The 25,204-nt window shown below is 60.6% G+C and carries 23 protein-coding genes; 8 read left to right on the top strand and 15 right to left on the bottom strand.

Features of this window, described 5'->3' with window-relative positions:
* Nucleotides 1-42 precede the first annotated feature (42 nt).
* The 3 genes from CCGE531_RS24375 to CCGE531_RS24365 form a co-directional block, all read right to left on the bottom strand.
* Nucleotides 43-1,671, bottom strand: a complete 1,629-nt coding sequence (locus tag CCGE531_RS24375; RefSeq protein ID WP_120668549.1) for an MFS transporter — start codon at nucleotides 1,669-1,671, stop codon at nucleotides 43-45.
* Between the two features lie 262 nt (nucleotides 1,672-1,933).
* Entirely contained in the window at nucleotides 1,934-3,286 is a 1,353-nt protein-coding gene (gene guaD, locus CCGE531_RS24370) for a guanine deaminase (protein ID WP_120668547.1), read from the bottom strand.
* Nucleotides 3,283-4,521, bottom strand: coding sequence for a urate hydroxylase PuuD (locus CCGE531_RS24365; RefSeq protein ID WP_120668545.1), 1,239 nt, complete (start codon nucleotides 4,519-4,521; stop codon nucleotides 3,283-3,285). Before CCGE531_RS24365 ends, guaD begins: the two co-directional genes overlap by 4 nt.
* Nucleotides 4,522-4,690: 169 nt before the next feature.
* Here CCGE531_RS24365 and CCGE531_RS24360 point away from each other — a divergent pair, with 169 nt between their 5' ends.
* A complete protein-coding gene (locus tag CCGE531_RS24360; RefSeq protein WP_120668543.1) occupies nucleotides 4,691-5,635 on the top strand; it encodes a LysR family transcriptional regulator in 945 nt (314 codons plus the stop codon).
* Here CCGE531_RS24360 and xdhC read toward each other — a convergent pair.
* Genes xdhC through uraH form a run of 4 tightly spaced genes read right to left on the bottom strand, consistent with a single transcriptional unit; the run spans nucleotide 5,625 to nucleotide 10,689 of the window.
* Nucleotides 5,625-6,473 (bottom strand): xanthine dehydrogenase accessory protein XdhC, encoded by an 849-nt coding sequence (gene xdhC / locus CCGE531_RS24355; protein WP_120668541.1) that lies wholly within the window; start codon nucleotides 6,471-6,473, stop codon nucleotides 5,625-5,627. The two genes, CCGE531_RS24360 and xdhC, sit on opposite strands and share 11 nt — an antisense overlap.
* Before the next feature lie 4 nt (nucleotides 6,474-6,477).
* Nucleotides 6,478-8,832: a xanthine dehydrogenase molybdopterin binding subunit gene (gene xdhB / locus CCGE531_RS24350; RefSeq protein WP_120668539.1), complete on the bottom strand. Its 2,355-nt coding sequence runs from the start codon at nucleotides 8,830-8,832 to the stop codon at nucleotides 6,478-6,480.
* A 3-nt stretch (nucleotides 8,833-8,835) separates the two neighbouring features.
* Nucleotides 8,836-10,320, bottom strand: a complete 1,485-nt coding sequence (gene xdhA, locus CCGE531_RS24345; RefSeq protein WP_120668537.1) for a xanthine dehydrogenase small subunit — start codon at nucleotides 10,318-10,320, stop codon at nucleotides 8,836-8,838.
* A gap of 3 nt (nucleotides 10,321-10,323) precedes the next feature.
* Nucleotides 10,324-10,689, bottom strand: a complete 366-nt coding sequence (gene uraH / locus CCGE531_RS24340) for a hydroxyisourate hydrolase (RefSeq protein WP_120668535.1) — start codon at nucleotides 10,687-10,689, stop codon at nucleotides 10,324-10,326.
* 160 nt (nucleotides 10,690-10,849) lie between these two features.
* On the opposite strand from uraH, the gene puuE reads away from it, so the two are divergent.
* Both puuE and CCGE531_RS24330 read left to right on the top strand, forming a co-directional pair.
* Complete coding sequence (gene puuE / locus CCGE531_RS24335; RefSeq protein WP_120668533.1) at nucleotides 10,850-12,304, top strand: allantoinase PuuE; 1,455 nt, start codon at nucleotides 10,850-10,852, stop codon at nucleotides 12,302-12,304.
* A 43-nt stretch (nucleotides 12,305-12,347) separates the two neighbouring features.
* Nucleotides 12,348-12,833: an ureidoglycolate lyase gene (locus CCGE531_RS24330; RefSeq protein ID WP_120668531.1), complete on the top strand. Its 486-nt coding sequence runs from the start codon at nucleotides 12,348-12,350 to the stop codon at nucleotides 12,831-12,833.
* 225 nt (nucleotides 12,834-13,058) lie between these two features.
* Here CCGE531_RS24330 and CCGE531_RS24325 read toward each other — a convergent pair whose 3' ends face one another.
* From CCGE531_RS24325 to bhcR, 4 genes are all read right to left on the bottom strand, one after another.
* Complete coding sequence (locus CCGE531_RS24325; protein ID WP_120668529.1) at nucleotides 13,059-14,351, bottom strand: NCS2 family permease; 1,293 nt, start codon at nucleotides 14,349-14,351, stop codon at nucleotides 13,059-13,061.
* Nucleotides 14,352-14,916: 565 nt separating this feature from the next.
* Nucleotides 14,917-15,210, bottom strand: coding sequence for an addiction module antidote protein (locus tag CCGE531_RS24320; protein WP_120668527.1), 294 nt, complete (start codon nucleotides 15,208-15,210; stop codon nucleotides 14,917-14,919).
* On the bottom strand, nucleotides 15,203-15,508 hold the full coding sequence (locus CCGE531_RS24315; RefSeq protein ID WP_120668525.1) for a type II toxin-antitoxin system RelE/ParE family toxin: 306 nt from the start codon (nucleotides 15,506-15,508) through the stop codon (nucleotides 15,203-15,205). The genes CCGE531_RS24320 and CCGE531_RS24315 overlap by 8 nt, the downstream gene beginning before the upstream one ends.
* Before the next feature lie 135 nt (nucleotides 15,509-15,643).
* The gene (gene bhcR, locus CCGE531_RS24310; protein WP_120668523.1) at nucleotides 15,644-16,453 is read right to left on the bottom strand and encodes an HTH-type transcriptional regulator BhcR; all 810 of its coding nucleotides are present in this window, start codon (nucleotides 16,451-16,453) and stop codon (nucleotides 15,644-15,646) included.
* Between the two features lie 194 nt (nucleotides 16,454-16,647).
* On the opposite strand from bhcR, the gene bhcA reads away from it, so the two are divergent.
* The 5 genes from bhcA to CCGE531_RS24285 all read left to right on the top strand — a co-directional run bounded on the left by bhcA (nucleotide 16,648) and on the right by CCGE531_RS24285 (nucleotide 22,058).
* Nucleotides 16,648-17,838 carry an L-aspartate--glyoxylate aminotransferase BhcA gene (bhcA, locus tag CCGE531_RS24305; protein ID WP_120668521.1) on the top strand — a complete coding sequence of 397 codons (1,191 nt, stop codon included), beginning with the start codon at nucleotides 16,648-16,650 and terminating at the stop codon, nucleotides 17,836-17,838.
* A gap of 11 nt (nucleotides 17,839-17,849) precedes the next feature.
* Nucleotides 17,850-18,797, top strand: coding sequence for a beta-hydroxyaspartate dehydratase BhcB (gene bhcB / locus CCGE531_RS24300; protein WP_120668519.1), 948 nt, complete (start codon nucleotides 17,850-17,852; stop codon nucleotides 18,795-18,797).
* Nucleotides 18,798-18,810: 13 nt separating this feature from the next.
* Complete coding sequence (gene bhcC / locus CCGE531_RS24295) at nucleotides 18,811-19,974, top strand: 3-hydroxy-D-aspartate aldolase BhcC (RefSeq protein WP_120668517.1); 1,164 nt, start codon at nucleotides 18,811-18,813, stop codon at nucleotides 19,972-19,974.
* A 43-nt stretch (nucleotides 19,975-20,017) separates the two neighbouring features.
* Nucleotides 20,018-20,983, top strand: a complete 966-nt coding sequence (gene bhcD, locus CCGE531_RS24290; protein WP_120668515.1) for an iminosuccinate reductase BhcD — start codon at nucleotides 20,018-20,020, stop codon at nucleotides 20,981-20,983.
* A 76-nt stretch (nucleotides 20,984-21,059) separates the two neighbouring features.
* Nucleotides 21,060-22,058 carry a glyceraldehyde 3-phosphate dehydrogenase NAD-binding domain-containing protein gene (locus tag CCGE531_RS24285; RefSeq protein ID WP_120668513.1) on the top strand — a complete coding sequence of 333 codons (999 nt, stop codon included), beginning with the start codon at nucleotides 21,060-21,062 and terminating at the stop codon, nucleotides 22,056-22,058.
* Nucleotides 22,059-22,292: 234 nt separating this feature from the next.
* On the opposite strand, the gene CCGE531_RS24280 is transcribed toward CCGE531_RS24285, so the two are convergent.
* From CCGE531_RS24280 to CCGE531_RS24265, 4 genes are all read right to left on the bottom strand, one after another.
* Nucleotides 22,293-23,018 (bottom strand): SDR family oxidoreductase, encoded by a 726-nt coding sequence (locus CCGE531_RS24280; protein WP_120668511.1) that lies wholly within the window; start codon nucleotides 23,016-23,018, stop codon nucleotides 22,293-22,295.
* Between the two features lie 12 nt (nucleotides 23,019-23,030).
* A complete protein-coding gene (gene ugpC / locus CCGE531_RS24275) occupies nucleotides 23,031-24,092 on the bottom strand; it encodes a sn-glycerol-3-phosphate ABC transporter ATP-binding protein UgpC (protein WP_120668509.1) in 1,062 nt (353 codons plus the stop codon).
* 64 nt (nucleotides 24,093-24,156) lie between these two features.
* On the bottom strand, nucleotides 24,157-24,363 hold the full coding sequence (locus CCGE531_RS24270; RefSeq protein WP_120668507.1) for a DUF2160 family membrane protein: 207 nt from the start codon (nucleotides 24,361-24,363) through the stop codon (nucleotides 24,157-24,159).
* Nucleotides 24,364-24,367: 4 nt separating this feature from the next.
* Entirely contained in the window at nucleotides 24,368-25,204 is an 837-nt protein-coding gene (locus CCGE531_RS24265) for a carbohydrate ABC transporter permease (RefSeq protein ID WP_120668505.1), read from the bottom strand.

Genomic DNA, 25,204 nt, shown 5'->3' with positions numbered 1-25,204 from the left:
CCCAGCGGTTGAGAGGAGCAGGCATCCCAGCTGTAAGCACCATCAGGTTGCGTCGAGATAAGGCTTCAAGGGCATGTCGTCATGCCTCGGCACCGTCTGCCGTTCGATCATATGGTGGATGACCGGCGGCTGATCGCCGCGATGCAGGGCATCGAGGCGTTCGGCGACCTCGACGTCTGCATGCGTCTGGCGCTGGCTGTGGCGGATATAGTCTATCCAGGTCGGCAGATGATAGCTCTCCGTCCAGGTGCTCGGCTTTTCCAGGTCGCGCAACAGCGACCATTGCTTTGCGCCGTCCCGGATCCTCATCCGCCGCCGCTGGGCCATGACGGCCAGAAATTCCGGCACGTCTTCCTGATCGATGCTGTAATCCACCATGACCAGGATCGGACCGCTTCGGGAGCGCAGGTCGAGCTGAAGCTGCGGTTCGCTGAAGGTGTTGGTCGGATCGAGATTGAGGGATTCGAAGTCCGGCTGATGCAGCAGGATGCCGAGCAGGCCGCCTACGGCCAAGGAGGCGCTCGCGATGAGGAGCGCGCCGGTGACACCATGGGCGTCGGCCAGTTCGCCCCAGAGCCAGCTTCCCACGGCCATGCCGCCGAAGGTAGCGGTCTGGTAGAGCGAAAGCGCACGGCCGACGACCCAGCGCGGCGTGGAAAGCTGGACGGTGACGTTGAACAGCGAGAAGGCCTGCACCCAGGCAACGCCCGCCGGCATGAGGAGAAGACAGCTCAGCCATACCTGATTGCTCAGTGCCAGAAAGAAGCAGCTGACCGCCAGCGTGAAGAACGCGCCGCGGATCACCCATTCATTGCTGAGGAGATCGCGAATGCGGCCGATCAGCAGCGCGCCGCAGATCGCGCCGAAGCCGAAGAAGCCGAGCATGATGCCGTAGGTGATCGCCGTGCCGTGCACATGATCACGCGCGACGAGCGGCAGCAGTGCTAGAATGACGATCGCCGTCAGGCCGAAGACGAAGCCGCGGCACATCACCTTGAGCAGGTTCGGCGACATCAGGACATAGCGAAAGCCGGCCGACATCGCACTGCCGAAGGGCTCGCGCGGCAGGACATTGCCGGGAGGCGCTTTTTTCCAGCGCAACAAGGCAGAGATGAGGGCGAAATAACAGAAAACGTTGAAAAGAAATGCGAAAGCGGCTCCGGCCGCCGCCACGATGACGCCGCCGATTGCCGGCCCGATGCTGCGCATCAGGTTGTAGCTCATGCTGTTGAGCGCGACGGCGCCCGGCAGGTGGTCGCGCGGCACGACATCGCCCATGGAGGCCTGCCAGGACGGATTGTGCAAGGCGCCGCCGCATCCGATCAGGAATGTGAGGCTAAGCAGCAGCCAGGGCGTCAAGGCATTACTGTAGGACAGCACCGCCAGCGTCGCGGACACGCACAACATCAGCATCTGTGCGATCAGCATGATCCGTCTTCGGTCGTAATTGTCGGCCAGCGCCCCGGCCGCGAGCGAAAAGATCATGACAGGCAGCGTGGTGGAGGACTGGACCAGCGCCACCATGCCGTGAGAGGTGGCAAGGCTGGTCATGAGCCAGGCAGCGCCGACGCCTTCGATCAGCCCGCCGAGATTGGAGATGAGCGTTGCCGACCAGAGCGAACGGAATGTCTTGGACTGGAAGGCGACGAGCGGCGAGGTTCTATTGGGCATGTCGGCTTTTCTTTATCGGATTGTCTTGCTCGACGGGCGCGGCAAACTCCCCCAAAGCGCATGCGCAGCCGAGTCGAACCCAGCCTATAGCGATTTGCTAATTTCCGAAATGATTTTGGAATAATATTCTCACTGGTGAAGCAGAAAATGCGCGCCGCGCCGGGCCTGATCCTCAGACCTGTGGCCGGGCGAAGGCGCGCTTTATTTATCCGTCAGGCTTGTGCCCGTTTTCCCCAGATGGATTGATGCCGCATGGAAATCCTCACGCGAACAGGGTGGCTTCCGATCTTTGATTCACCATCGCCTCATGCTTCGCATCCTTCGTCTTCATCGCCTTGCCGGCAACATAGACCTCCCTGATGCAGCGGTCATCCCCCATGGTCTGGAGGATGAAGAGCTCCTCGGCCAGCGACGTTGCCGTGCGCATGCGGAATTCCATTGCCGACTTGGCGCTGGAATCAAGCACGACGATATCGGCATCCGCGCCTGCCTGGAGCGAGCCGATCTGCTTCTCCAGTCCGAGCGCCAGGGCATTGCCGCGCGTCAAGCGGTAGAAGGAATTGAACGGCGTCAGCCGCTGCCCCTGCAGATGCAGCACCTTGTAGGCCTCGTCCATCGTCTCCAGCATGGAGAAGCTGGTGCCGGCGCCGACATCGGTTGCAACCGACCAGCGCGCGCCAAGCTTGTCGAACCGGGCGGCGTTGAACAGCCCGGAGCCGAGGAAGAGGTTCGAAGTCGGGCAGAAGACACCGACCGCGCCGGTTTCGGCCAGAACGGAAACTTCCCGTTCGCTCATATGGATGCAATGGCCGAGCAGCATACGATCGTTGAGCAGACCGTAGCGGGCGTAGATATCCGTGTAGTCCTTCGCCTCGGGATAAAGGGAGGTGGCAAAGGCGATCTCGTCGCGATTTTCGGAGAGATGCGTCTGGACGTAGCAGTCCGGATGCTCGGCAACGAGCGCCTTGCTCATCTCCATCTGCTCGGGGGTGGAGGTGATCGCAAAGCGCGGGCTGATAGCGTAATGCGCGCGACCGCGGCCGTGCCATTTCTCGATCAGCCGCTTCGTCTCGTCATAGCCGCGCTGCGGCGTATCGCGCAGCGCGTCCGGCGCGTTGCGGTCCATCATCACCTTGCCGCCGATCATGCACATGCCCCGTGCTTCGGCCGCCGCGAAATAGGCGTCGACGCTTTCCGGGTGCACCGAGCAATAGGCGACCGCCGTCGTCGTGCCGTTCGACAGGAGTTCGTCCATGAAGCGGTCGGCCACCTCGGCCGCGTGCGCGGCACGGGCGAATTTCTGCTCCTCGACGAAAATATAGGTGTTCAGCCATTCGAGCAGCTGCGCGCCATAAGATGCGATCGCCTGCGTCTGCGGGAAATGCAGATGCGTGTCGATGAAGCCGGGCAGGATGAGGTTCGGACGATGGTCGGCGATCCTGATGCCGGCATCCGCCAGCTTGCGAATGTCGTTATACAGGCCGATGTCCACGATCTTGCCGTCGCGAACGTAGACCGCGCCGTCCTCGATATAGCGATAGGACGCGGCATCATCGATGCCCTGCGGCTCGGCAAGGAAGGTCAGGACACGGCCACGGATCAGGATTTCATTCATTGGGTCTTCTCCCCATTGACGGCACTTTCGTACCAGGAGACGAGCAGGCGGCGCTCCTCGTCGGTAATGTGCGAGGCGTTGGCCGGCGGCATGGCATGGCTGCGGCCGGCTTGCAGATAGATTTCGCGGGCGTGGGCGGCGATGTCGCGGTCGGTCTCGAAGACCACGCCTTTCGGCGGCGCGATGATGCCCTCCCAGCTCGGCTCCTTCGCATGGCACATGGAGCAGCGCCCCATGATGGTATCGCGGACTTTCGGGAAAGCTTCGGCCGTGACGAAGGGCTGCTGGGTTGCGGAAATCTTTGTCGCCGGTTCGCCCGTCAGGATCTTCGGCACCGTCGAAAGCCACATGATGATGATGAACAGGACAACGGTGACGATCCACGTCCAGGTCGGGTTGCCGGCATTGGCGTGGCGGGTGTTGAACCAGTGGCGGATCGTGACGCCCATCAGGAAGACGATCGAGGCGATGATCCAGTTGAATTGCGTGCCGAAGGCCAGCGGATAGTGATTCGACAGCATCAGGAACAGCACGGGCAGCGTCAGGTAGTTGTTGTGCGTCGAGCGCTGCTTGGCGATCCTGCCGTATTTCGGATCGGGCGTGCGGCCGGCGATCAGGTCGGCGACGACGATCTTCTGGTTCGGAATGATGATGAAGAAGACGTTGGCCGACATGATCGTCGCCGTGAAGGCGCCGAGATGCAGGAAGGCGGCGCGGCCCGTGAACAGGTGGGTATAACCCCAGGCCACCGCGACCAGAATGAAGTACAGCGCCACCATCAGCCGCGTATTGTCATTGCCGAAGGGCGATTTGCAGATCAGGTCGTACATGATCCAGCCGCCGGCGATCGAGCAGAGCGAAATGGCGATTGCTACCGGCTTGGAGACGTCGAGCACGGCAGGGTCGATCATGTAGAGGTCGGCGCCGGCATAATAGACGAGACAGAGCATGCCGAAGCCCGAAAGCCAGGTGACATAGCTTTCCCATTTGAACCAGACGAGATGATCAGGCATGTTGGCGGGCGCCACAAGATATTTCTGGATATGATAGAAGCCGCCGCCATGGACCTGCCATTCCTCGCCATAGGCGCCGGGCGGCAGGGCCGGATGCTTTTTCAGGCCCAGGTCGAGCGCGACGAAATAGAATGACGAGCCAATCCAGGCAATCGCGGTGATGACGTGCAGCCAGCGGACGGCGAATGTCAGCCAGTCCCAGGCGATGGCATATTCATACATGGGAACTCCTCCCGATCTTCATGGCCCGATCTTCATGGGCCTGATCTTCATGGGACTGTTTGCCATCGCGCGATTTTCTCGAAAATCCCGGTTAATCCGCAACACTTTCAAAAAAATCTATAAGATGACCCCCGGTTTGTTCCGTAGGCCGATGTGGTAGAAAGAGGCCATGTCCTATCTTGATAATGTCCGTGTCTTCGTTCGCGTGGTCGAACTCGGTACCCTTTCGGCAGCAGGGCGCGACCAGCGTGTTACGCCCGCGGTTGCGAGCAATCGCATCAAGGAGCTAGAGCGTCATCTCGGCGTGCGCCTCTTCAACCGCACGACGCGTAAGCTTTCGCCGACCGAACACGGCCGCGTCTTCTATGAAAAGGCCGTGAAGATCATCGAGGCTGTCAATGAGGCGGAAGCGGCGATCGCCGATCTCTCGCGCAACCCGAAGGGTTCGCTCAGGATCACCGCGCCGCTCGGCATCGGCCGGCGGTTGATCGCGTCAGGCATTCCGGAATTCCACGACAAATATCCGGATATCGAAGTGCGCGTCCGCCTGTCGGACCACAATGTCGATATCCTTGCCGAAGGCGTCGATGTCGCCTTCAAGCTTGGCGTGCTGGAGGATTCGAATCTGCGCATGCGCGGCATTCTCAATTGCGAACGGGTGCTATGCGCGTCGCCGGCCTATCTCGCGCAGCGTGGCGTGCCGGCAAGCGTCGACGCTTTGATTGCCGATAAGCATGACTGTCTTCTGCTGCGCTATCCAGGATCCAAGGAATATTACTGGACGCTGATGACGGCGGAAGGTCATCGCAAGTTCGAGGTCGCCGGACCTTATGATAGCGACGACGGCGATGTGCTGACCCAGTGGGCACTGGAAGATCGCGGCATCATCAACAAGCCGCTGTTCGAGGTGAAGGCTTATTTGAGGGAAGGGCGACTGGTGGAAATCCTGAAGGAGAGCCCACCGGCCCCGGTGCAGCTCGCGGCGATCTATCCGCACAAGCGGTTTCAGGACCCGAAGGTCCGTCTGATGATCGACTTCATGGCCGAGCGCTGTCAGCGGCTCATCGGCAAGCTGCTTGAGGACGAGCCAGCGGCCGCAGCCGCTAGCGGCTGACGGCTCCAGTAAGTTTTGCGCGATCGGCGGTCCAAGTCAGTGCAGCCGTCATGATCTCGGCGGCAGCGAGGGTGGCGATGACGGTGGGGCGCTTGTCCTTCACCGCCGTCCCGCCGATCGGGCAGACGAGGCGATCGAAAAGGTCCGGCCGGACGGTTTCCCGCGACAGCCAGTTGCGGAAGGTGGCGCGTTTCGTCTTCGAGCCGATCATGCCGACATAGGCGGCATCGTCACGCTTGAGCGCCTCTGCGGCAATCAGGAAATCGAGCGCGTGATCATGGGTGAGGATCACGAAACTGCTGCCGGCTGGCGCATCGCGCACGACGGCCTCCGGCATGGCCGTCAGGCAGGTCTCGATGCGCGGCACGTTGGAGGCGGTGAGTTCATTCTCGCGCGTATCCACCAGAATGACACGCAGCGGCGCCAGCGAAAGCGCCAAGGCGAGCGCATCGCCGACATGGCCGGCCCCGAAAACATAGACATGCGGACGCGCGGCCATCTCCCGGTCGCTGCGGGCGACGAGATCGCTCGCAAGCTCGGTATTGAGCGCAGTGAAGGCAAGGCCCACCCGACCGCCGCAGCATTGGCCGATCTCCGGGCCGAGCGGCACGTTCATCGGCTCGGCCGCGAGGCCGGAGCGCAAGGCCCGGCGCGCCTGGTCTATCGCCATATATTCGAGCTGCCCGCCACCGATCGTCGCGAAGATCGCCCGTTCCGACACCAGCATCCAGGCATCGGTATCGCGCGGCGCCGAGCCCGCGACGCGGGTCACCTCGACGAGAATCGACGCTGGTTCGCGACGCAGGAAATCCCGGATATCTTCGCAGGCGGCAGACATAACCTCACTCCTTTCGCGCGGTCTTGAGACGCTCGATTGCCATCAGCACCCGCTCGGGCGTTGCCGGCGCATCGAGGCGCGGGCAGATCCTGTGGTCGCCAACGCTTGCCACCGCGTCCGATAGGGCGTGCAAGACGGAAATGCCGAGCGGCAACGGCGGCTCGCCGACTGCTTTCGAACGATGGATCGTCGGCTCATAGGCTTCCGACCAGTCGGTCAGGGCTACATTGAAAATCTTCGGGCGATCGGATGCAAGCGGGATCTTATAGGTCGAGGGCGCATGGGTGCGCAGCCGTCCTTTACCATCCCACCAGAGCTCCTCCGTCGTCAGCCAGCCCATGCCCTGAATGAAGCCGCCCTCGATCTGGCCGATATCGATCGCCTTGTTCAGCGAGCGGCCGGTATCGTGGAGAATATCGGTGCGCTCAACGACATATTCGCCGGTCAGCGTGTCGATCGACACCTCCGAGCAGGCAGCGCCATAGGCATAATAGTAGAAGGCATGGCCACGGCCCGCCTTGCGGTCCCAATGGATCTTCGGCGTCTTGTAGAAGCCGGCGGCCGAGAGCTGGACGCGGGCCATATAGGCCTTCCTGATGAGATCGGGGAAGGACATCTCGATATCGCCGATCCGCACGCGATTGGGCAGGAACACCACCTGATCGCGCGGCACCTGGTGGCTTTCGGCGGCGAAGGCGATCAGCCGGTCCTTGATCTGGCGCGCGGCGTTCTGAGCCGCCATGCCGTTCAGGTCCGCGCCCGAGGAGGCAGCGGTCGGAGAGGTGTTCGGCACCTTGGCCGTCGTCGTTGCGGTGATCTTCACCCGGTCGAGATCGATCTGGAACTCCTCCGCCACGACCTGCGCCACCTTCAGATGCAGGCCTTGTCCCATCTCTGTGCCGCCATGGTTCATATGCACGGAGCCGTCGCTATAGACATGCACCAGCGCGCCGGCCTGGTTCGATTCCGTCTTGGTGAAGGAGATGCCGAATTTCACCGGGGTCAGCGCGATGCCGCGCTTGACGATGCGGCTCTTTGCGTTGAATTCGGCGATCGCCCGGCGCCGCCCGGCGTAATCGGCGCTTTCCTCAAGCTCGGCGACGATGCGCTGGATGATGCAATCCTCGACGGTCTGGTGATAGGGGGTGATATTGCGTTCGCCCTTAACGCCCATCGCGTCATAGAAATTCAGCTTCCGGATGTCGAGCGGATCCTTGCCGACCGCAAAGGCCACCTCGTCGATGACGCGCTCGGCACCCACCATGCCCTGCGGCGCGCCAAAGCCGCGGAAGGCGGTGTTGGAGACGGTGTTGGTGTAGAGCGGCGCCGATTTCGCATGAACATGCGGGAAGAAATAGGCATTGTCGCAGTGGAACAGCGCGCGGTCGCCGACCGGGCCGGAAAGATCGGCGGAAAAGCCGGCCCGGAGCGCAAACGTATAATCGACGGCCAGGATGCGACCCTCATCGTCGAAACCGACATCGTAGTCGATGGCAAAATCGTGCCGCTTGCCGGTGGCGACCATGTCCTCATCGCGGTCGAGCCGGACCTTGACGGCGCGCTTCAGCTTCCTGGCGGCGATGGCTGCGATTGCGGCGCATTGGTTCGCCTGCGTTTCCTTGCCGCCGAAGCCACCGCCCATGCGGCGAACCTCGATCGTCACGGCATTGCTCGGCACGCCGAGCGCATGGGCAACCATATGCTGTGTTTCGCTCGGGCCCTGGGTGGAGCAATAGACGACGACCTCGTCATCCTCGCCGGGCACGGCAAGCGAGACCTGGCCTTCGAGATAGAAATGATCCTGGCCACCGAGCCGCATGCGGCCCTTTACGCGACGCGGCGCACGCTCAAGGTTTTCCGCCGCATCGCCACGCTTCAGTGTCAGCGGGGTGACGACCTGACGATGGGTCGAAACATCGAGATTCCAGATGTCGATCTCGGCTGGCAATTCCTCATAGTCGATCTTGGCTAACCGCGCGGCGCGGCGGGCCTGCTCGCGCGTCTCGGCGATCACGCAGAAGATCGGCTGTCCGTGAAACTCGACCTTGCCGGCCGCAAGCACCGGATCGTCGTGCATGTAGGAGGGCGAGATATCGTTGACGCCGGGCACGTCTTCATGGGTCAGTACGGCGACGACGCCGGGTGCGGCGTGTACGGCAGTTAGATCGACCGATTTCAGGATGCCGTGCGCCACGGTGGACAGGCCAAGACCGGCATGCAGCGTGCCTGTGGGTTTGGTAATGTCATCAATATAGACGGCCGTGCCGGAGACATGCTTGTGCGCGGAGTCATGGCGTGGGCTGGTATGAACCCCACCGACGATGGTTTCGGCCTTGATGTCAGAAGCGTGTTTGTTCATGGCCTATGCAGCCTCATATCTGGACACCTGAGCCGGTGCCGCACGGGACGTCGTTTCGAGGTAGAAACGCAAGAGAAGGTTCTTGGCTGCGAGTGCGCGGTATTCCGCGGTCGCGCGCATATCGGTCAGCGGTGCATAATCCTCGGCGTATTTCTCCATTGCCGTCTCCACCGTCTTCTCGTTCCAGGGTTGGCCGAGCAATGCTTGTTCAACGGCGAAGGCCCGTTTCGGCGTCGCGGCCATGCCGCCATAGGCGATCCAGATGCCGGCGACCGTGCCATCGGCAGCAAGTTGCAGGCGGAAGGCGCCAAGCGTCGCTGTAATGTCCTCGTCCCGGCGCTTAGTCACCTTGTAGACGGCGAAGTTTTCGCCCGCTGCCGGAACCGGAATATGCACAGCTTCGACGAATTCGCCGGGCTTACGATCCTGCTTACCATAGGCAATGAAGAAATCCTCAAGCGCTATCGTGCGGCGGGTTTCGCCCTTGCGCAGCGTCAGCGATGTGCCGAGCGCGATCAGGGGAGGCGGGGTATCGCCGATCGGCGAGCCGTTGGCGATGTTGCCGCCGATCGTGCCCATGTTGCGCACCTGCTGGCCGCCGATACGGGCAATCAGCGGACCGAGCGCTGGAATATGTCGCGAAAGCGTCGCGATCGCCTCCGAATAGGTGATGCCGGCGCCGATGGTGATGACGTCATCTTTCACGCCAATCGATTTTAATTCCTGCAGTCCGGCAATAAAGATCACCGGCGAGATGTCGCGCATATGCTTGGTGACCCAGAGGCCGACGTCGGTGGAACCGGCCACCACCGTCGCCGTCGGCGACGCTTCGAGAGCAGAGGCGAAATCGTCGAGGCCAGCCGGCACGATCAGCCGATGACGGCCTTCGCCGATTTCGACGCGCGCGCCGTCGGCAAGAGCCTTCAGCCGCGCAACCATCGTTTCGCGCTCAATAAGCAAGGGGTCGTTCTCAGTCCCGCCATAGCTGGAAATGGCCCGCGCGGCGCGCAGGATCGGCTCGTAGCCGGTGCAGCGACAGAGATTGCCCTGGAGCGCCGTTTCGATCTGCTGGTCCGTCGGGTTCGGCGTCTGCATCCAGAGCCCATAGAGCGACATGACGAAGCCCGGGGTGCAGAAGCCGCATTGCGAACCGTGGAAATCGATCATGGCCTGCTGCACTGGATGCAGACGCTCGTCGCTGGCTGTCAGATGTTCGACAGTGACGATATGGCAGCCGTCGAGTGAGCCGAGGAAACGAATGCAGGCGTTAACGCCTTCGTAGACAAGCCCGCCCGCCGGTGTCAGCCGTCCCACAAGCACCGTGCAGGCGCCGCAGTCGCCCTCGGCGCAGCCTTCCTTCGTACCCTTCAACGAGCGGGAAAGCCGCAGCCAATCGAGCAAGGTCTGGTCCGGCGCGACGTTGCTAAGAGCCACGTCCTGGCCGTTCAGGATGAAACGCAGTTCGGAACGGATTTTCATAGCTGTCATCGCTCAGCTCCCGCGATAGGTGGAATAGCTGTAGGGCGAAAGGAGCAACGGCACATGGTAATGCGCTCCCTCGTCGGCGAGGCCGAACCGGATCGGGATGATATCCAGGAACATCGGGCCTTCGGATGGGCGGCCGAGATAATCGCCGGCATGGAAGCACAGTTCGTAGGTGCCGGCCTTCATGGTTTCTCCCGACAGGAGCGGCGCATCGCAGCGGCCGTCATCATTGGTCTCGGCGGATATGAGGTGGCGATGCGTGTCGTCCTCGATCCGGTAGAGATCGATGCGCAGACCCCTTGCGGGCTTGCCGAGCGCGGTATCCAGCACGTGGGTCGTGAGCCGGCCGGCTCCTGGCGAATGAGACTGCATGTTTTTCTCCCGAACGTAGCGCTCCTGCCTCCACTATCCGACAGGCTCATTCCCATGAAAAGCAGTCGGATCGTTCGAGACTTTCAAAATTTCCAAGGGGAATAGCGCGCGCGATTTGCGGTTAGACATTTGCCATCGAAGACATTTGGAGGAGTGTTTCATGCGATATTGCCGTGACATGCACGGATATGGCCGAACGCCGCCGGCGGCTCAATGGCCGGGCGATGCACGCATCGCCGTGCAATTCGTCCTGAATTATGAAGAGGGTGGCGAGAACTGCGTGCTGCATGGCGACGCGGCATCCGAAGCCTTTCTTTCGGAGATCGTCGGCGCTGCTCCATGGCCGGGCCAGCGCCACTGGAACATGGAATCGATCTACGAATATGGCGCCCGCGCCGGCTTCTGGCGTCTGCACCGGCTTTTCATCGAGAAGCAGCTGCCCGTCACGGTCTATGGCGTCGCAACCGCTCTCCGACGCTCGCCGGCGCAGGTCGCCGCTATGCAAGAGGCCGGCTGGGAGATCGCCTCGCATGGCCTCAAATGGGTCGAGCACAAGGATATGGATCCGGACGAGGAACGCGCGGCGATCGCTGAGGCGATTCGCCTGCACACGCTCATTACCGGCGAGCGGCCGCGCGGCTGGTATACCGGCCGCTGCTCGGTCAACACTGTTGGTCTGGTGACGGAAGCAGGTTTCGATTACATCTCCGACACCTATGCCGACGACCTTCCCTATTGGCATGAGCATGGCGGCCGCCATCAGCTCATCATTCCCTATACGCTCGACGCCAATGACATGCGCTTTGCGACGCCGCAGGGGTTCAACAGCGGCGATCAGTTCTTCAGCTACCTGAAGGATTCCTTCGACGCGCTCTATGCCGAAGGTGCAGCCGGCAGCCCGAGGATGATGAGCATCGGCCTGCACTGTCGCCTGATCGGGCGTCCGGGACGCATCATGGCGCTCGCCCGCTTCATTGATTACGTCCAGAGCCACGAGAAGGTCTGGATCGCTCGCCGCATCGATATTGCCGAACATTGGGCGAAAACCCATCCGCCGAAGCCGGCCGTCGAGCGACCCTCGCAGATGCCGGAAGGCACCTTTGTCGAGCGCTTCGGCAGCGTCTTCGAACATTCGCCCTGGATCGCCCGCCGTGCCTTCGCTGGCGAACTTTCGCCGGCAAATGATACGGCGATCGGGCTTCATGCCGCGCTCGCCTTCCAGTTCCGAGCGGCAAGCGAGGAGGAGCGGCTTGGCGTGCTCGTCGCCCATCCGGATCTTGCCGGCAAGCTGGCGCAGGCCAGGCGTCTGACGGCAAGCTCGACGGAAGAGCAGGCCTCCGCCGGCCTTGACGCGCTGACGGACGACGAGCGGGCGCATTTCACCGATCTCAACGACAGCTACGTCGCAAAGTTCGGCTTCCCGTTCATCATTGCCGTGCGGGATCATACGAAATCCGGGATCCTGGCCGCCTTCGAGGCCCGGATCGAGAATGACCGCGACACCGAATTCGCCACCGCCTGCCGGCAGGTGGAGCGGATCGCGTTCCTGCGGCTCGCCGCCATGTTTCCTGATGGAGAAGGGCTGCATCGAAGCACACAGCCGAGTGCGGCGTGAGGTCGGCCATAGCGCATCAAGAGCACAAGTGAGGAGAGCGTGCATGAAAGTGATCGAGATTCAGCCGTTGACGCGTGTTGCCTTCTTCCCCTTCGGCGAGGTGATAGAGATGGAAGGGGCCTATAATTACCCCATCAACGCCGGGAAATGTGTGCGATACCATGATCTTGCCAAGATCGAAGCAACCGGCGACAAGGCGCGGCCGATGATCAGCCTGCTGCGCGGCGAGCCCTACGAGCTGCCGCTGGAATTGAAGATGGTGGAGCGGCATCCGCTCGGTAGCCAGGCCTTCATACCGCTGACCGACAACCCCTTCCTGATTGTCGTGGCGCAGGAAACCGCAAATGGGCCGGGGGAGCCTTTGGCCTTCCGGACGAAGCCCAGGCAGGGTGTCAATATCGGCCGCAATATCTGGCATGGCATCCTCACACCTCTCGACGGCGTCTCGGATTTTGCCGTCGTCGACCGTGGCGGCGAGGGTGTCAATCTGGAAGAGCACTTCTTTGCGGAGCCGTTCCTGATCCGTTGATCAGGAGACTGGGTTCGAAGGAATAAAAAGGGGCGCCGCAATTGCGGCGCCCCTTTATTCTTCGGATATCTTGTTTTGCATACTATCTGCGATCTACTGTCTCCCGCTGGCGGTTCTTAGGCATTGCCCATCCGTGCAACAGGCGGATCTTGCAAATAGATTGGAAGCCGGACCATCGCAACGGACGATCCGGCTCCCTGAAGTGTCCAAAATGCGCTGTCGTGGCTAGGCCGCGAAGAAGGCGAAGCGAACGACGAACAAGGCGGCAACGATCTGCGTCGCCAGATGAAGCGTCTTCCAGCGCCCGGTGCCAACCTTCAGGACGACGTAGCTGATGAACCCGAAGGCAAGACCATTGGCGATCGAGTAGGTGAACGGCATTGCAAGTGCCGTCAGCGCTGCCGGTGCCGCCTCGGTCAGGTCGTCCCATTCGATCTCGGTCAACTCGCGCATCATCAGGCCGGCGACATAGAGCAGGGCTGGTGCGGTTGCATAGGCGGGAACGGAGCCCGCGAGCGGTGAAAAGAACAGAGACGCCAGGAAAAGCACGGCGATGGTCAACGCCGTCAGGCCGGTGCGGCCGCCCGCCTGAACGCCCGAGGCACTTTCGACATAGGCCGTTGTGCTGCTGGTGCCCATCAGCGAGCCGGCGACGATGGCCGCGCTGTCGGCAAGCAGAGCCCGGCTCAGGCGGTTTGGTTTTCCTTCCTCGAGAAGCTTTGCCCGCTTGGCGACGCCGATCAGCGTTCCGGTCGCGTCGAAGACCTCGACGAGCACGAAGACGAGGATGATGTGGACCAGGCCGCCATGGAGGGCGCCCACGATGTCGAGCTGCAGGAAGGTCGGCATCATCGAGGGCGGAGCCGAAACGATGCCGTGGAACTGGCTGACGCCGAGGATCCAGGAGAGGACGGTGACGGATAGAATGCCGATCAGGATCGAGCCCCTTACGCGCATCGCATCGAGAACGGCGATGACGAAGAAGCCGAAGATCGCAAGAAGGGGGCCCGTCTGTTTCAGGTCTCCAAGACCGATGAGTGTCGCCTTGTTGGCAACGACGATGCCGGCGCTCTTGAGCGCGATGATCGCCAGAAAGAGACCGATACCGGCGGCGATCGCGCTTCTGAGCGAACGCGGAATGCCTTCGATCAGCCAGCTGCGCACACCGGTGACCGTCAGCAAGACGAAGATGGCGCCCGAAATGAAGACCGCGCCGAGCGCCTGCTGCCAGCTGAATCCGAGTGTGGCGACGACTGTAAAGGCAAAGAAGGCATTCAGCCCCATGCCCGGCGCCATGCCGATCGGCCAGTTGGCAACAAGCCCCATGACGATGGAACCCAGTGCCGCGGCAAGACAGGTGGCGACGAATATGGCATTGCGGTCCATGCCGGTGGTCGACAGAATATCCGGATTGACGAAGATGATATAGGACATCGTCAAGAACGTCGTCACGCCCGCGATGAGTTCGGTGCGCACGGACGTGCCGTGCTCACTCAATTTGAAAAGTCGTTCAAGCATTGTTCCTCCCAAGCGTTTCAGGCGCTCATGAATGTCATGGGGCTTGCCCGCATCTCCTCCGATGTGGGCGCGAGAAGCGCCTGTGACCGGCGTTTCGTGGCGAGAGAGATTGTGCGCCGTTAAAGGCTCCGGGCGCTAGAGCCGGATTTCCCTGCAATTTGCGAAAGACATTCTAGTTTTTCAGACTATTTCCGTGTGGGCCGCGCTACGCCCTGGTGCGATGGACTCGAGGAAAAGATTGTCAAATGTCGATACCGACATCGATCAGGCAACACGGTGTCATATCCAACCTATAGGTGCGAGGCGGTAAAGCCAACTTATTTTACACCGGGAACCGCCATCGTAGCCGAAGCGATCCATACGGCACGGACCGTGCCGAGACTTCCCTCGTTTCAGGGAGCCGTTCCGAGCGGAGCGAAATAATATCCTAAAGCTGCTTTTCGCGGGTCGATGGAACTTTCATGGATTTCAGTCTTGTAAGGCCTTGATCTACAAAGACTCATCGTTGCCGCAAACAAGCTTTAGTTCAAATCGAACACAGACGACTGGAAGCTAAAGGGTACGGTCATTGTGCGGTATGGGGCTTGGCGGTTATGTCAACGCCAAGTGCGCGCATCACTGCAAGTGTCGTTTTGAGTGTCGGGTTTCCGCGTTCGCTAAACGAACGGTAGAGCTGTTCCCGAGATAGCCCGGTTTTGCGAGATATTTCGGTCATGCCTTTAGCCCGGGCGACAACACCAAGCGCCTTGGCAACATAGGCGGCGTCGCCAGTTTCAAAGGCATCCGCCATGAAAGCGGCGATTTCTTCATCGTCCACCAGCGCGGCGGCAGGGTCGTAGGTGGTCAGTTTTTCAGTCATCTTGTGCACTCCATTCTTTAGCCAGTTTCTTGGCGGCGGCGATGTCGCGGGCTTGCGATCCTTTGTTCCCGCCGCATAGCAACACGATCAGGAGATTTCCGCGCCGCTGGAAGTAGATGCGATATCCAGAGCCGTAGTGAATCCGCAGTTCGCTAACGCCTTCGCCTACCGGTTCGACGTCGCCCGGCAAGCCTTCAGCCAACCGCATCAGTCGCGCCGCGATAATGGTTTTGGCTCGCTTGTCTTGGAGGCGGGATTCCCATTTTGCGAAGGTCGCGGTTTGCTTTAACTCAATCATGGGCGCGGTTGTAGTCTAAAAACTACATCTGCGCAACATCGTTCCTTTCTGGTCCAGTCGATGGAATAGATACCTCCAGCCGGAACGCCCCCCCCAACTAGCTGCCCGTGGATTCCGCGATGAGGTTGCTCAATCTCACGGAGCTCCGAGGCGACGAGATACCATTCCGGCAGCACTCCTCACGCGTTCACCGATCCGGTGGATGTCGGCGTCCTGGAGACGATGCTTCGGTCCGGAGACGGAAATGCCTGCTATGGCTTCCCCATGCACGTTCAGGATCGGTGCGGCGACGCAGCGCATTCCCTTGGTCCGCTCCTCATCGTCGAAGGAATAGCCGCGGTCCCGCGTCTTCAGCAGTTCCTCGCGCAGCTGCTCAAAGGAGCGCATGGTATTCTCGGTGAAGCGTTCCAGCTCCTTTTTCCTGAAAAGCGTAGCGAGGCGATCATCGTCATAGGTGCTCAGCAGCGCCTTGCCGATGCCGGAGGCATGCAGTGGCGACAGCGTCCCCGGCGGGAAAAAGGCCCGGATCGACTCGTGGGTCTCCACCTGGCTGATGAACAGGACATTTCCATCCTTCTCGATGCCGAGGTTGGAGGTCTCACCCGTTTCCAGCATGAGCTCCCGCATGATCGGGCGGCTTCGCTCGACGACATTGGTGCGCCGGAGAAAGGCGGAGCCGAGCCGGTATGCCTCCGGGCCGATATACCATACCTGGCGGTCGGGGCTGATCTCGACGAATTCGCGCCGCTCCAGCGTCGCGAGCACGCGGTGCATGGTTGCCGCGGATTGCCCGAGCTTCCCGGCGAGCTCCGAGAGCGTCATCCCCTCCGGTGTCGAGAGCGCATCAAGCACGTCCAATGCGCGATCGAGTGCCTGGATCGTATTTTGTGTCTGAGGACCATTGAAAGCCTTGGGACGTCCTCGTCGGCGCATTTCGACAGCCATCGGTCATCGTCTCCTTGAGAAGTCTATTGCAGAAAATTCCGTTCTGAAAAAATAAATTAACTAATGAAAAAAGTCAAATATCTGTTCTAACTAGATAATATCTATATTTCGCACATCATGAAAAATGATTTCAAAAAAATTTATCTCCTGTGCCGGACATGCTATCCATCGTTCAACATTAGGAGGACACCCAGATGTACATGCAAAATCCGGTTTTCATCCCTGGTCCGACGAATATGCCCGAAGTCCTTCGCAAGGCTGCGGACATGCCCACGCTCGATCATCGCTCCCCGCTCTTCGGCGAAATTCTGCGGCCGGCGCTTGCCGGCGTAAAGAAGGTCATGAAAACCGAGAAGGCCTCCATATTCGTATTTCCGTCCACGGGAACCGGTGGATGGGAAACGGCCATTACCAATACACTCAGCCCGGGTGACCGCGTATTGGCGGCCCGCTATGGCATGTTCAGCCATCGCTGGATCGACATGTGCCAACGCCATGGCCTCAAGGTCGATATCATCGAGGCCGAGTGGGGCGGCGGCGCTCCCGCCGATCGCTATGAGGAGGTTCTCGCAGCCGATACCGCGCATGAAATCAAGGCTGTACTGGTCACGCACAACGAGACGGCAACTGGCGTTAAATCCGATATCGCGGCTATCCGCCGGGCGATCGACGCTGCCGGCCATCCCGCCCTGTTGTTCGTCGATGGCGTCAGCTCCATCGCCTCGATGGATTTCCGCATGGACGAATGGTCCGTCGATATCGCCGTGACCGGTTCGCAAAAGGGCTTCATGCTGCCGGCCGGCCTGGCGATCACGGCTTTTTCCCCGAAGGCCCTGGCAGCCGTCGACCATGCAAAGCTCCCGCGCACCTTCTTCGACATTCGCGATATGGCGAAGAGTTATGCGAACAACGCCTATCCCTATACCCCGGCGGTCGGACTTCTGAATGGCTTGAAGCTGTCGACCGAACTGCTTTTGGCGGAAGGCCTGGAGAACGTATTTGTAAGACATCGCCGTATTGCCGGCGGCATTCGCGCCGCCGTTTGGGCGTGGGGTCTCGATCTGTGCGCCAGAAGCGAGGAACTCTATTCCGACACGGTGAGTGCGATCCGCACGCCGCAAGGTTTCGACGCCACCTCGATCGTCGCGCATGCCGCGAAGAAGTACGATGTCGCTTTCGGAACCGGGTTGGGCGAGGTTGCCGGCAAGGTGTTCCGGATCGGGCATCTCGGCAGTTTGACTGACGTCATGGCTCTGTCGGGCATTGCGACGGCCGAGATGGCCATGGTCGATCTTGGTCTCAACGTCAAACTCGGTTCGGGCGTTGCGGCTGCGCAGGAGCACTATCGCAACGACCACCAATCGAAGATTCAGGCCGCGGCCTGAGGAGCTATACGATGTACATTCCGACATTGGCCGACATGGTGGCTGCGCATACGCGCATCAAGCCCTACATCCATCGCACACCGGTTCTCACCTCCAGTTTCATCAACTCGCTTGTCGGCGCCGAACTGTTCTTCAAATGCGAGAACTTCCAGAAAGCCGGCGCGTTCAAGGCCCGCGGCGCATCCAACGCTGTTTTCGGCCTGAGCGACGAGCGGGCAGCCCGCGGCGTTGCCACGCATTCATCCGGCAACCACGGAACGTGCCTTTCTTACGCCGCCGGGCGGCGAGGCATTCCCTGCACCGTCGTCATGCCGCGGACCGCCCCGCAGGCAAAGAAGGATGCCGTCAGGGGATATGGCGGCAGGGTGGTCGAATGCGAACCTTCGACCTCGTCGCGCGAGGCCGTCTTTGCGGAGGTCGTTGCCGAGACCGGCGCTGAATTCGTGCATCCCTACAATGATCCGCGCGTCATTGCAGGCCAGGCGACCTGCTCGATGGAGCTGATCGAGCAGGTCGACGGCCTCGATGCCGTCGTGGCGCCGATTGGCGGCGGCGGCATGGTGTCGGGAACCTGCCTTACATTGTCGAACCTCGCGCCGAACGTCAGGATCTACGCGGCCGAACCCGAGCAGGCCGATGATGCCTACCGCAGCTTCAAGGCGGGCTATATCATTGCCGATGACGCGCCGAATACGGTGGCCGACGGTCTGAAGGTGCCGCTCAAAGATCTGACCTGGCATTTCGTCAGAAACCACGTGACCGATATCCTGACGGCCTCCGAAGAGGACATCGTCGATGCGATGAAGCTCATCTGGAAGCGGATGAAGATCGTCATGGAACCCTCCAGCGCCGTCCCGCTGGCGGCGATCATCAAGAATAGGGAGGTTTTCGCCGGTCAACGCATTGGCATCATCATCACCGGCGGAAACGTCGACCTCGATAAATTGCCTTGGCAATAAGGGAGAAAGAGCAATGAACATGGAACCGAAATTCGCCGGCATGGAAGTCGGCTACGATGTGCCGGCTCTTCCCGGCATGAGCGTCGACGAAATCCAGACACCATGCCTGATCCTCGATCTCGATGCGCTCGAGCATAACATCCGCAGGATGGGCGACTATGCCAAGGCCCACAACATGCGGCACAGGGCGCATGGCAAGATGCATAAATCCGTCGATGTCCTCAGGCTTCAGCAGGAACTTGGCGGTGCAATCGGGGTCTGCTGCCAGAAGGTTTCCGAGGCCGAAGTTTTCGTGCGCGGCGGCATCAAGGATGTCCTGGTCTCGAACCAGGTTCGCGATCCGGCAAAGATCGACCGCCTGGCGCTTCTGCCGCAGCACGGCGCACGCATCATCGTCTGCGTCGATGATCTCTCAAATGTTGAAGAGCTGTCGAAGGCGGTACAGAAATACGGCACGACGCTGGAATGCCTCGTGGAGATCGATTGCGGCGCAGGACGCTGCGGCGTCACGACGACGTCAGCCGTCGTCGAGATCGCCAATGCCATCCATGCGGCACCCGGTCTCAAGTTCACCGGCATCCAGGCCTATCAGGGCGCGATGCAGCACATCGATAAATATGAAGACCGCAAGGCGAAGCTCGACGCGGCCATTGCCCAGGTCAAGGATGCCGTCGATACCCTCAAGGCCGAAGGTCTCGAGCCTGAGCTGGTCAGCGGCGGCGGCACCGGCAGCTACTATTTCGAGAGCAATTCGGGCGTCTACAATGAGCTGCAGTGCGGCAGTTACGCATTCATGGATGCCGACTACGGTCGCATCCAGGACAAGGACGGCAAGCGGATCGACCAGGGCGAATGGGAGAATGCCCTGTTCATCCTGACGAGCGTCATGAGCCATGCAAAGCCCGACAAGGCAATCTGCGATGCCGGCCTCAAGGCACAGTCGGTCGATTCCGGCCTGCCCTTTGTCTATGGTCGCAATGACGTGAAATACATCAAATGCTCCGACGAGCACGGCGTTATCGAAGATCCGAACGGCGTTCTCAAGATCAACGAGAAACTCCGCCTTGTTCCGGGCCATTGCGATCCGACCTGCAATGTTCACGACTGGTATGTCGGCGTGCGTAACGGCAAGGTTGAAACGCTTTGGCCGGTGTCGGCGCGCGGCAAGGCTTACTGATGAAATAGGGGGCTTTGGCCCCCGGAAACCCGGCGGAAATACAATGATCATCATTCCTGAAAGTGCCATCGCCGAGTTGGTCACGCCCTCTGATTGTCTCAAGGCGGTCGAAGAGGTCTTCGCCTCGATGGCGAACAGGTCGGCCTATAATTTTCCCGTAATCCGGGAGGCGATCGGCCATGCCGATGCGCTGTATGGCTTCAAGTCCGGCTTCGATCGCAAGAGCCTGGCGCTCGGCCTCAAGTCTGGCGGGTTCTGGCCAAACAATGCCAGCAGAGGCCTTACGAACCACCAGTCCGCCATCTTCCTGTTTGACGCGGATACCGGAAAATGTCGTGCCGTGGTCGGCGGCAACCTGCTGACCGCGCTGCGGACGGCCGCCGCATCGGCAATCTCGATCAAATATCTCGCCCGAAAAGACGCGAAGGTCCTCGGCATGATCGGCGCGGGTCACCAGTCGACGTTTCAGTTGCGCGCAGCCCTTGAGCAGCGCGCATTCGAAAAGATCGTCGCCTGGAACCCGCATCCCGACATGCTGAGCCGTCTGGAGGAGGTTGCCAAGGAGGAGGGCCTTCCCTTCGAGGCAGTCGATCGCGATCGACTGGGGGCTGAATCCGATGTCATCATTTCGATTACATCGTCCTTCGCTCCGCTCCTCAAGGCTTCGCAGGTCCGCGCCGGCACGCATCTCGCCTGCATGGGCACGGATACGAAGGGCAAGCAGGAGGTCGAGGCCGAGCTCCTCGCCGCCGCAACCGTCTTCACCGATGAAGTCGCGCAGGCCATAACGATCGGCGAAACACAGCACGCCATCGAAAAGGGGCTGATCCGGAAAGAGGCCATCGTCGAAATTGGCGCCGTTATCAACGGAACACATCCCGGCCGAACGTCTCAGGATCAAGTCACACTGTTCGATGGTACGGGTGTCGGCCTTCAGGATCTTGCCGTTGCTTCAGCGGCCGTCGCGCTCGCTTTGGCGAAAGGCGTGGCAATCGAGGTCGATTTCTGAAACGGCGCATTTGGGGGAGGCACGAGGCGGCGATGTCGTCTAAAGTTTCCACTTGATGGAGTAGGTGGAGATTCGCATGTCGGCCCGGCCAATAAGGATTGCAATCAACGGATTTGGCAGGATCGGACGTTCCGTCCTGCGCCTCCTTCTGCGGGATCGTCGCGACATCGAAGTCGTGCTGATCAACGATATCGCCGATCTGGAGACATGTGCTTATCTCTTTGAATTCGACAGCGTGTACGGTCCTTGGACGGAGCCGGTTTCCTTCGAGGAGCAGTTCCTTGTCGTCGGCGGCGTTTCGATACCGTTTCACAATGCTCCCGACATCAGCAAGCTCGATCTTCGCGGCATCGATGTTGTCCTGGAATGTACCGGACATGCCAAATCACGGGTCGTAGCGCAGCGGGGAATTACGGCCGGAGCAAGGAGAGTTCTCATTTCCGGCCCTTCCGCCGCGGCCGATGTGACGCTGGTGCTGGGGGCGAACGAGGAGGCCTTCCGCGACCAGGCCGTGATTTCAAACGCATCATGCACGACGAATGCGCTTGCACCGCTTTTGCGCGTTGTCGACCGGGAATTCGGCATTATCGGCGGCCAGATGACCACGGTTCATTGCTACACGGCGAGCCAGCCGACGATCGATCAGCCGCGATCGGAACTGTCGCGCAGCCGCGCCGCCGCCCTTTCGATGGTACCGACGACGACGAGCGCGCATGCGATCGTCGGCGACGTGCTTCCTCATCTCGCCGGTCTCATCGAAGCGCGCGCCCTTCGTGTGCCGACCGCCAGCGTCTCGGCGATCGATCTGACGGTTGCGGTTCGGAACGTTTCGGACCTGGACACCATGCGCGCAAGATTGAAGCATGTCGCCGAGGGATCGCCGGTATTGGGCTGGATCGAGAAGCCATTGGTGTCGGTCGATCTGCGCGGCCGCCCTGAATCGCTCGTCTTAAGTGGACCGGAGATGTCGCTTTCCGCCGGTGGCCTCCTCAGGGTGTTCGGCTGGTACGACAACGAATGGGGCTTTTCCAACCGGATGTTCGACATGGCTCAATATATCGGGCGCGTGAATTAGAAGGCTTCCTTTTGGCAACCGCATTGAAGCAGCGTCACCGGCGATGGCCGTGTCGTTCAAGGCACTCTGCCTTGACCAAGTCGCCTGCGGCGAGCATGCGGGCGGGGAGAATGGACCGCTGCGCCCGATCTGATCTACGAAGAGGCTGCCTGACGGCAGCTCCATATCGCTGAAATCCATGCGACGGCGCACCAGCAACGATATGGCCGCGCGACACCATCAAGCCGGGCGATCTCAGGCGATCATATAGCCGCCGTCGACCGGCATCGAGATGCCGTTGACCATGGCCGCCTCGTCCGAAAGCAGGAACAGGATGACCTCGGCGACGTCAGCAGGTTCGGCAAATCGACCGACCGGGATCCGTTCGCGCATCGGCGCTGCCTTTTCGGGGTCGCTCCAAGCCTTGATGGCCATCGGTGTCAGCGTGACGGTCGGATGGACGCCATTGACGCGAATGCCTTTCGGCGCCAGCTCTTTCGCCATCACGCGCGTCAGGCCGTCCAGCCCGCTTTTCGAAGCGCAATAGGCCGCATGATCCGGTATGCCGACGAAGGCGGCGACGGAGGATACGTTGACGATCGCGCCGGATAAGCCCCTTTCGATCAACGAGCGGGCAAATTCCTGTGCCACGATCATCGGCGCGCGGGTATTGACCGCGACCAAGTGATCGAAGGCTTCGACCGTGGTTTCGAGAAATGACTGCAGCTCGGTCGTCCCCGCGCAATTGACGAGATAATCCGCTGGAAGAGCGGCCAATGCCGCCTCCCGCGTCTTTCCGGCGTCGGCAAGATCGATCTGAATGGCCTCGCAGCCCAGTTCATCGCGCAGCGCGGCGACGTCCGCCGCACTTCTGGTCAAGGCCACGACGCGGGCGCCGCGTTTCACAAGTATTTCCGCCGTCACGCGGCCAATGCCCTTGCCTGCGCCGGTGACGATCACTTTCTTCCCTTCGAAATTCATCAGAACGTCCTTTTACAATCTCGTGCCGGTTTCCTGATCGAAGATATGAACATGGCGCGGGTCAATACGAAAATGCATTGTTCGCCCCGACGCGATTTCGATCCGCTCGCGAATGAGTGCATCGATCGGCACGCCGCCGACCCGGCCGAAGATCAGCGTCTCGGAGCCGGTCGGTTCGAATACGGACACCTCGACGGGGATTCCGCCATCGCCGATGGTGATGTGTTCGGGCCGAATTCCATAGGTCACCGGCCTTCCGTCCTCGGCGTTCACCGTCTCCACCGGCAGAACGACGCCTTGCTCGGTGATGACGACCTTGCGACCATCGCGATTGCCGATCCGGCCCTTCAGGAAATTCATCGAAGGACTGCCGATAAAGCCTGCGACGAAGATATTCGCCGGAAAATCATATAGCTCCAGCGGCCTGCCGACCTGCTCCACCCGTCCGTCGCGCATCACGACGATCTTGCTGGCCATCGTCATGGCCTCGATCTGGTCGTGCGTGACGTAGATGGTGGTGGTTTTCAGCCGTTGATGCAATTCCTTGATCTCGACCCGCATCGTCACACGAAGCTTGGCATCGAGGTTCGAAAGGGGCTCGTCGAAGAGGAAGACCTGCGGATCTCGGACGATGGCGCGGCCCATGGCGACGCGCTGGCGCTGGCCGCCGGACAGTTGTTTCGGATAGCGATCGAGGTAACGGGAGAGATCGAGGATTTCGGCGGCGCGGCGCACCTTTTCATCGATTTCCGCCTTGGGGCGTTTCGCCATCTTCAGGGGAAAGCCCATGTTCTCGGCGACCGTCTTGTGCGGATAGAGCGCGTAGGATTGAAAGACCATGGCGATGTCGCGCTCCTTCGGCGGAGCATTGGTGACGATGCGGCCCCCAATCCTGATATCGCCGCCGCTGACCGTCTCAAGGCCCGCGACCATGCGCAGCAGCGTGGATTTTCCGCAGCCGGAGGGGCCTACCAGAACGACGAATTCACCGTCGTCGATGTCGACGCTGACACCATGCATGACCTGAAGGGCGCCATATTTCTTCGTGACGTCGCTAATCTGTACGTTTGCCAATGTCTTCCTCCCAGATGCCGCAATGCATGCTGTGTTTTCATGGCCGTTGCCGGCATTCCTTGCCTCACCCGCGCCGGATGATGTAGGCGCCGAGCACGACGGAAATCGCCGTCGCTATCCAGACCGACAGTCCCAATGGTTCGATGAAGCGCATCCAGAGCAGCGACAACGCCACCCAGATGACGACCGAGATGAACAGCCGGTCGAACCAATTCGTTTCTATCGGCAGGAACCCCGCCTTGTGCTCGCCGTTTTCGGATTCCGAAGGCATGGCATTATCCTTTCACGGCACCGAAGGTCAGGCCCGCAACGATGTGGCGCTGCACGACGGTGAAGACGATGAGAGCGGGAATGAGGGTGAAGACCGATATCGCCGCCATGATCCCCCATTGCGTGCCTGTCGTCGTGACATATTCCGAAAGGCCGGTGGTCAAGGTGCGCGCCCTGAAATTGGTCAGGGTGGCTGCGAGCAGATACTCGTTCCATGCGAAAACCCAGGTGAGGATCAGCGTCACCGCCAACCCCGGTCGCGCCAGCGGGAATATGATATCCGATAGAACGGTCCATGTGCTTGCGCCGTCGACATAGGCGGCCTCGTCAAGCTCTTTGGGAATACCTTCGACGGTCGGACGAAGCGTCCAGATCGCGAAGGGAAGGTTGAACGAGCAATAGACGAGGATCATGCCGATCCGCGAATCCGCAAAGGAAAAGCTGCCGATCTTGTAGACCTGGGTGAGCAGCAGAAAGAGCGGCAGCAGGAATACGGCCGGCGGCGCCATTCTGTTGGTGATCGTCCAGAAAAAGATGCTCTCCTTGCCGGCAAGGTCGAACCGCGAAAGCGCGTAGCAGGCCAGAAAGCCGAGCGTCGTCACCAGCAGCGCATTGCCCGAGGAAATGAGCAGCGAGTTCACCATATAGCCGCGCAGCGTCGGGTTGTTCAGGACGTCGGTGTAGTTCTTCCAGAACAGGCTTCTCAGGATGATTTCGGGCGTCGAGAACAGCTCGACCGTCGGCTTCACCGAGATGACGAAGAGCCAGTAGATCGGAAAGAGGGTCGCAAAGCTGATGGCGATCCACATGACGACCAGAAGCCAAGGATTGCGGGTCTTCAT

The sequence above is a fragment of the Rhizobium sp. CCGE531 genome (genome assembly GCF_003627795.1).
In the GTDB taxonomy this organism is placed as follows: Bacteria; Pseudomonadota; Alphaproteobacteria; order Rhizobiales; family Rhizobiaceae; genus Rhizobium.
Note: the sequence above shows the minus strand (reverse complement) of the source record. Positions and strands in the feature narration are given on the sequence as shown.

Bases quoted from the DNA above. Each gene is read 5' to 3' on its own strand.
- CCGE531_RS24375 (WP_120668549.1), bottom strand. From the start codon at position 1,671: ATGCCCAATAGAACCTCGCCGCTCGTCGCCTTCCAGTCCAAGACATTC.
- guaD (WP_120668547.1), bottom strand. From the start codon at position 3,286: ATGAATGAAATCCTGATCCGTGGCCGTGTCCTGACCTTCCTTGCCGAG.
- CCGE531_RS24365 (WP_120668545.1), bottom strand. From the start codon at position 4,521: ATGTATGAATATGCCATCGCCTGGGACTGGCTGACATTCGCCGTCCGC.
- CCGE531_RS24360 (WP_120668543.1), top strand. From the start codon at position 4,691: ATGTCCTATCTTGATAATGTCCGTGTCTTCGTTCGCGTGGTCGAACTC.
- xdhC (WP_120668541.1), bottom strand. From the start codon at position 6,473: ATGTCTGCCGCCTGCGAAGATATCCGGGATTTCCTGCGTCGCGAACCA.
- xdhB (WP_120668539.1), bottom strand. From the start codon at position 8,832: ATGAACAAACACGCTTCTGACATCAAGGCCGAAACCATCGTCGGTGGG.
- xdhA (WP_120668537.1), bottom strand. From the start codon at position 10,320: ATGACAGCTATGAAAATCCGTTCCGAACTGCGTTTCATCCTGAACGGC.
- uraH (WP_120668535.1), bottom strand. From the start codon at position 10,689: ATGCAGTCTCATTCGCCAGGAGCCGGCCGGCTCACGACCCACGTGCTG.
- puuE (WP_120668533.1), top strand. From the start codon at position 10,850: ATGCGATATTGCCGTGACATGCACGGATATGGCCGAACGCCGCCGGCG.
- CCGE531_RS24330 (WP_120668531.1), top strand. From the start codon at position 12,348: ATGAAAGTGATCGAGATTCAGCCGTTGACGCGTGTTGCCTTCTTCCCC.
- CCGE531_RS24325 (WP_120668529.1), bottom strand. From the start codon at position 14,351: ATGCTTGAACGACTTTTCAAATTGAGTGAGCACGGCACGTCCGTGCGC.
- CCGE531_RS24320 (WP_120668527.1), bottom strand. From the start codon at position 15,210: ATGACTGAAAAACTGACCACCTACGACCCTGCCGCCGCGCTGGTGGAC.
- CCGE531_RS24315 (WP_120668525.1), bottom strand. From the start codon at position 15,508: ATGATTGAGTTAAAGCAAACCGCGACCTTCGCAAAATGGGAATCCCGC.
- bhcR (WP_120668523.1), bottom strand. From the start codon at position 16,453: ATGGCTGTCGAAATGCGCCGACGAGGACGTCCCAAGGCTTTCAATGGT.
- bhcA (WP_120668521.1), top strand. From the start codon at position 16,648: ATGTACATGCAAAATCCGGTTTTCATCCCTGGTCCGACGAATATGCCC.
- bhcB (WP_120668519.1), top strand. From the start codon at position 17,850: ATGTACATTCCGACATTGGCCGACATGGTGGCTGCGCATACGCGCATC.
- bhcC (WP_120668517.1), top strand. From the start codon at position 18,811: ATGAACATGGAACCGAAATTCGCCGGCATGGAAGTCGGCTACGATGTG.
- bhcD (WP_120668515.1), top strand. From the start codon at position 20,018: ATGATCATCATTCCTGAAAGTGCCATCGCCGAGTTGGTCACGCCCTCT.
- CCGE531_RS24285 (WP_120668513.1), top strand. From the start codon at position 21,060: ATGTCGGCCCGGCCAATAAGGATTGCAATCAACGGATTTGGCAGGATC.
- CCGE531_RS24280 (WP_120668511.1), bottom strand. From the start codon at position 23,018: ATGAATTTCGAAGGGAAGAAAGTGATCGTCACCGGCGCAGGCAAGGGC.
- CCGE531_RS24270 (WP_120668507.1), bottom strand. From the start codon at position 24,363: ATGCCTTCGGAATCCGAAAACGGCGAGCACAAGGCGGGGTTCCTGCCG.
- CCGE531_RS24265 (WP_120668505.1), bottom strand. From the start codon at position 25,204: ATGAAGACCCGCAATCCTTGGCTTCTGGTCGTCATGTGGATCGCCATC.